Origin of the sequence: Afipia sp. OHSU_II-C1, from assembly GCF_000497575.1 — a bacterium.
Lineage (GTDB): Bacteria > Pseudomonadota > Alphaproteobacteria > Rhizobiales > Xanthobacteraceae > Afipia.
Genome location: NZ_APJI01000028.1, coordinates 1 through 1,671, shown reverse-complemented (window position 1 = coordinate 1,671; position 1,671 = coordinate 1). Strand labels below are relative to the sequence as shown.

At 63.1% G+C, this 1,671-nt stretch carries 1 protein-coding gene; it reads right to left on the bottom strand.

Annotation, left to right across the window (positions count from 1 at the left end; translation table 11 throughout):
* Positions 1-221 precede the first annotated feature (221 nt).
* Positions 222-1,577, bottom strand: coding sequence for an IS1380-like element ISKpn23 family transposase (locus tag I554_RS0124490; protein ID WP_003168745.1), 1,356 nt, complete (start codon positions 1,575-1,577; stop codon positions 222-224).
* Positions 1,578-1,671: the final 94 nt, after the last annotated feature.

Sequence of the window (1,671 nt, the reverse complement as noted above, 5' to 3'; positions counted from 1 at the left end):
CATACATTCCCCAAGTGGCATGCCGTCTGACGTGAGTTTCGCCTGAATCCGACCGCAGGACAATCATTTTCCGTCCCGAGCGGCGTCGTCGGGCGCGCAAGGCGCTGAGACAGGGCAGATCGGCCCGCGAAGCCGCCGTGTTGTGCCCTGGTGGCGGTGTTTTTCAGCGCAGCGGACAGACCCATCCTGCCGTTTTCGTTCAGTTTGGGCGTGGATGGCGGTCATGCGCATAGCGGAGGCGCTCGCAATCGGCGGATGGCGGCGAGGATGGCGCGGACCATCGGACCGGTGACGGCCACCTCGGCCAGCTGGAAGGTGATGGCGCGGGCATGGCGGACGACACGTGCCCCGATCTTGATCAGCTTCAGTTGCAGGCTGGTCAACGACCAGTCGGCCATCGTCTCGGGCAACTCGATGCAGCGCAAGAAGATGGCCAGGTTGTAGGCCAGCGCATGCAGTTGCAGTCGCACCTCATTGTCGCGGAACTTCCGGCATGACAGCCGCGTCCAGTGGAAGGCATATTTACCTTCCTTGATGTGCTGCTCGGCGGTGCCGCGCTGGTTATAGAACCGCACCACCCAGTCGGGCTCCATCGGCAGGTTGGTGACGATGAAGCCGACACGCGGGAACAGTTCGCCCGGATGCCATTCGATCTTGGCGATCACCCGGCGTTCCTTGTCCCAGGATGCCGCCTGATACTCGAAGTCTTCGTAGAAGCGCTTGACCTTGGTCAGCGAAGGTCGCCCGACAGGGCGCGTCAGCCGATGCGCGATCTTCTCGCGCAGGACGTTGTTCGCAGGCAGCCGGATGGCGTAGAAGAATCGGGCTTCTTCCAGCCGCTCATAGATCGCGGGGATCGCGTAGGCGGCGTCAGCCCGGAAGAACCGGCCGCAAAGGTCGCGCTCCGCGTAGCGGGCGATGACGGGGTCGAGAACGTCCCGCCAGCCATCGGCGCTGTGGACGTTGCCATGGCGCAAGGCGCAGCGCTCCAGCATGCCGAACTGGTTGAACAAAAAGTTCGGGTGATAGCAGGTGCAGTCGAAATGCCCGTTCCAGGCCGCGCCCTCCTGATCGCCATGGGTGGGGCTGACCGAACTGTCCATGTCCAGAACGATGTACTTCAGCCCGTTACGGTCATGGAACCGGTCGATCCATTGGCCATTCAGGTCGGCCAGCGCGGCACGGTTCTCGGGCTGTGCCAGTGTCTCGGTCTCGAACCGTCCCATCTGCGAGGCCGAGGCCGCTTGCGCATCGACAGCCCTTCCACCCACGACCTGGCGCATCACCGGATCGAGGGCCAGGCGGTCGGCGTCGTTCACATCCTCGTATCCGGCCAGTCGCCCGAACACCGATTGCCGGAACAACCCGTCAAGCCGGTGGACCGTGTTCTTGCCGCGCCGGGTGTCGCGCAATGCTTTTGCCGCCAGATCGGACAGCCCGAGCGCGTCATCCAGCTCGCGCATCACCAGCAGGCCGCCGTCGGAACTGAGCTGCGCACCTCGGAACTCCACATGCACCCGGCGGTCGAACTCGACCCGATCTGCCCGCTTCGAACCCGCACCCTCTGGGTGATCCATCAAACGCGCCCCTCACGGCCATCAACACCATGATTTATATCGGAAATATTGAGATCCTGACAGCAAAATCAGCGATTTACTTGGGGAATGTGGG